Source organism: Streptococcus sp. HMSC063B03 (assembly GCF_001836965.1).
Lineage (GTDB): Bacteria > Bacillota > Bacilli > Lactobacillales > Streptococcaceae > Streptococcus > Streptococcus pneumoniae_F.
Window position 1 is genome coordinate 1 of the sequence record NZ_KV831065.1, and the last position, 3781, is coordinate 3781.

At 34.1% G+C, this 3781-nt stretch carries 5 protein-coding genes and 2 pseudogenes; all 7 read left to right on the forward strand.

Annotation, left to right across the window (positions count from 1 at the left end; genetic code table 11):
- A pseudogene (locus HMPREF2628_RS10970) lies at positions 1–947 on the forward strand (HNH endonuclease); the annotation flags it as partial.
- A 25-nt stretch (positions 948–972) separates the two neighbouring features.
- A complete protein-coding gene (locus HMPREF2628_RS10180) occupies positions 973–1419 on the forward strand; it encodes an SMI1/KNR4 family protein (RefSeq protein WP_257375297.1) in 447 nt (148 codons plus the stop codon).
- 150 nt (positions 1420–1569) lie between these two features.
- Positions 1570–2106: a type IV secretion protein Rhs gene (locus HMPREF2628_RS10190; RefSeq protein ID WP_083320565.1), complete on the forward strand. Its 537-nt coding sequence runs from the start codon at positions 1570–1572 to the stop codon at positions 2104–2106.
- A 21-nt stretch (positions 2107–2127) separates the two neighbouring features.
- The gene (locus tag HMPREF2628_RS10195) at positions 2128–2598 is read left to right on the forward strand and encodes a hypothetical protein (protein ID WP_004262752.1); all 471 of its coding nucleotides are present in this window, start codon (positions 2128–2130) and stop codon (positions 2596–2598) included.
- A 20-nt stretch (positions 2599–2618) separates the two neighbouring features.
- Positions 2619–3002 (forward strand): Imm48 family immunity protein, encoded by a 384-nt coding sequence (imm48, locus tag HMPREF2628_RS10200; protein WP_070843097.1) that lies wholly within the window; start codon positions 2619–2621, stop codon positions 3000–3002.
- Between the two features lie 38 nt (positions 3003–3040).
- Positions 3041–3493, forward strand: coding sequence for an SMI1/KNR4 family protein (locus HMPREF2628_RS10205; RefSeq protein WP_070843098.1), 453 nt, complete (start codon positions 3041–3043; stop codon positions 3491–3493).
- 68 nt (positions 3494–3561) lie between these two features.
- Positions 3562–3781: pseudogene (locus HMPREF2628_RS10210) on the forward strand (hypothetical protein); the annotation flags it as partial.

A 3781-nucleotide genomic window follows, 5' to 3' on the forward strand; every position in this document is an offset into this window, starting at 1 on the left:
GAGTAGGCACTTACACTGCTCTGACGGATCCAGGTGCGGCTATGCGCGGTCAAGACCCTAATGCCAGTTATGCGGATAAGGCTGCTTATCGTGCTCAGCAGACAGGAAAAGCCCTCTGGGATAAAGTTACCCATATGGATGCCTATGATGCAGGAGGCTTGACCTTTGAGATTGCCAGTCTTTTTGTCGGTCCAGCAGCTGTAGGTAAGATGGCTAAGGGGACCAAGTTAGGAGCTAAGGCAGCTGAGATGATTAGCTTAGCCAAGAACAGTACCAAGGCAAAAATCCTCGCAAATGTTGAAAAATGGGGTTCAAAGGTTGACAATATCCTAGCGAAGGGCGATGATAACATCAAGCGTTTCACCAAAAATCTACTGAAGAAAGAGCTTCCTTTCTCAGTAGGAAGCGAAGTTTTAGCTGGTGTAGGTAGAGTAGGTCATCAGCCAAAAGTCGGTGAGGTCATTCAGTATTTTAAGGATAAAGCTCGGGATGCTTATGCAAAACTTTCGAGCTCCAGAGGAGGATTTTCTTGGACTCTACGTGGAGAAAATGTTGAGATACCCAATATTTCCTTGAAAGAAATCGAGTATGTTAAAAGAGCTAGAGAAGAATATCAAAAATTAAGAAGAGAATTTGACTTAACTGTTCGAAAAGAATTTTTAAAGGATATTTCCAAAGATACTGATAAATTACGAGAGTTGGGATTCAGTGAGTCCGATATACAAAAATTAGCAGATGGTTTAGTTCCTAAAGGTTACCAAGTTCATCATCAGTTGCCATTAGATGATAGTGGAACAAATAGTTTTGAGAATCTTGTCTTAATAAAGAATGATCCTTATCATAAAGTGGTAACTAATTATCAACGGCATATTGTTAAAGGTATGGAAGTTGGAGACTCTAAATTAGTTGATTGGCCATTCTTTACAGATAATATTTATCCAAATTAGAATAGAGGAGATATAAAAAATGTGGATGAATTTTATTTCAAAAATTTCAGAAATTGAAGAAAAGTACGGAGATTCTGTTAATAGTGGAGTTCCAAATACTGTTTTTTCAGCTCTTATGAAGAAACATAACGTTTGGCCGAATGATGAAGTAATGGAAGATTATAAAAGATTTCTTTCTCAAGTAAATGGAATTGATTTTAATGGTTTCATTTTGTATGGTATTTCTCAAAAAACAAACCCAGATATTATAGATGAAGATGTCTATGATATATTTGAAATGAATATTATTTGGCATGAGGAATCTAGTAACAATAGCTATTTCTTTTTAGGTGAGAGTGGTATGAGTTGGTATGTCTATGATACTTTTGATAGAGTATATAAGGAGTTAGATTTACCTTCAGGAGATCTAGTTAACAAGTATAGTACTCTAGACGACTTATTGGCATCTGTTTTAAAAACAGCATTGAACTAGCATTAGTAGTTAACTCTAGAAAAATGGGGATCAAAGGTTGACAATATCCTAGCTAAGAGCAATAATGTCATTAGGCAATTTGGCGAGAAACTATTAGATACTCGAATCCCAGTTGGCATTCGTAAAGAGGCAGTTGCCTTTGCGGGTGGTATGGGAACCATGCCTACCTTCAGCGTTGAGAGTAAGACACTACGTGATGTGATGCACTTCTCAAGCAAACATGCGGATGATGTGGTGAGAACAACTTATTTAGGATCAAAAGTAGTTACCGAGGAGAGTGTACTTGTTGAAGCATACAAAAAATTACGCAAGAACAAGGAGATTTCAGGACAAGCTCATCATTTAAACCAAGATGCAGCATTTAGAGATGTTATTCCTAGAAATGAGGGACTGTCAATAAAACTAGAAGGAAATATACGTAAGGATATAGGTAGTCCGCATTATAAAGCTCATAAATCATTAGAAGAATTTTGGGATCAATATAGGAGAAAAGGTGAGTTATATGGTGATATTCCAACAATATCTGATTATAATTCTGCCCTAGAGAATTCGTTAAAAGAAGCAGGTTTAACTCCTAGTCAGGCAAAACAAGCGGTCTCTCAAGCAATTAGACAGCAGGAATCCTATGGTTTAATGGTTGATGATTTTGTACCACGTATACCTAATAAAATGTATCTTCCTAAGTAAGTAGTAAGGTGTGTATCTAAAATGAAAATAATTTCAGAAGTAGTTGATAATTTAACTAGTATAAAATTATTAGTGAATTCTCGAAAAACTAATATTCCTATAATAGAGCTAGATAAGTTATCCATTGCGGAAAAAAATATCACAAGTTTAAAATGGGAAAATTTTGTTCTTGAACAACGTGGTGATCTAACCGCATATTTATTAAAAAATGAGAGAGAGATTTTCAAAAAATGGAATGAATTGAGTAGGGATGCAAAAGAAAGAATTATTCCTATTGTTACAAAAAAACTGTTTGCTTTAGTCGAAGAAAAAAAAATATTTGAATCAATGATACCCCAAATTAGATTTGATATAATTAATATTTCGATATATTTAACGATAAAGAATGAATGTATGAATGTAAATTCACCGTTTTTTGATGATTTATATACTTTATATCGATTGGGTTATATTCCCTGTGGCTATGCTAAAGGGAAATATAAAGTATTATAGGGAGAGATAAGGAGAAATAAATGGAAAAGCAATATGTAAGCGAGTCATTAAGAATAGCAAATGATATTATCCAATTGGTTAAAATTGATCTAAAGGACGAAATGAATAGGCAAATTTTAGCTTCCTATATATTTGGTGTTTTAAATGCTAAAGCAATTCAAGAGTCCATTTCTCCAATCGATGTTCAAGTTACAATGATTCGTGTTGGAATAGAAGCGTTGGGCTATAGTCCAGAGGCAGCTACTCAAATGACGCAATTTGTTATCGATGCCACAGATAAGAATTTCCATCCAACTGTATATGCAATAATACATAGAGGAATAGAGGCGTTTTATCTCTATAGTAATGAGAAATACGAGCAACTAAAAGAGGATTTTGATAATATAATGGCATCCATAAAATAAGGTGGGTTTGCTTTAAGAAGAAAATAAGAGAGGAAAGAATGTATTATTTTAAATCGTTAGAGAGACCTATCTCAAATTCAGAACTATCAGAGATAGAAAAAGAAATAAATGTAATACTTCCAGAAGACTATAAGGAATTTCTATTAAAAGTTAATGTGGGTATTCCTAAAGAACAATACTTATCGTTTTTTATTGATGATTTAAATGAAGAAGTGATTTTAGGGACAATGTTAGGTATTTCAGAGAATAAAAACTTTAGTCTAACGGATTGGAACTCAGAATATCAAATGGAACTTCCATACGATTCATTTGTCTTCGGAACGGAATATGGAGGAGGGTTATTTGTTATGATTGTGAGTGGAGAAGATAGAGGAATTTATTTTTGGGACCACACATTTATATTTGACCAGTCGTCGGTAGATTCAAATGTATACTTTTTGGCAGATAATTTTACTAATTTTATAGAAAAGTTATATATTTCTGAACCATAGAAATACAAAAGGGGAATCCTATTTATGAGTGATAAATTCCTTGAATCAGCCAATGTGAGGTTTAAGTAATGGTTCAATACGATAAGAATAAGATTTTTACAAGTATTATTACTAGCCGTACGAGAGAGACATTCGAAGTAGATGATACTTTGATTCAACTTGGTCAACAATTAGGAATGCGTCCGCAGATTCTGAAGGGACTCTATAAGGCTCTGAGGAAACTGGAGGATATCTATGAGTATGTGCCAAGTTTCGGTGCAACTTTTACTTGTCATTTTGATTATGAGA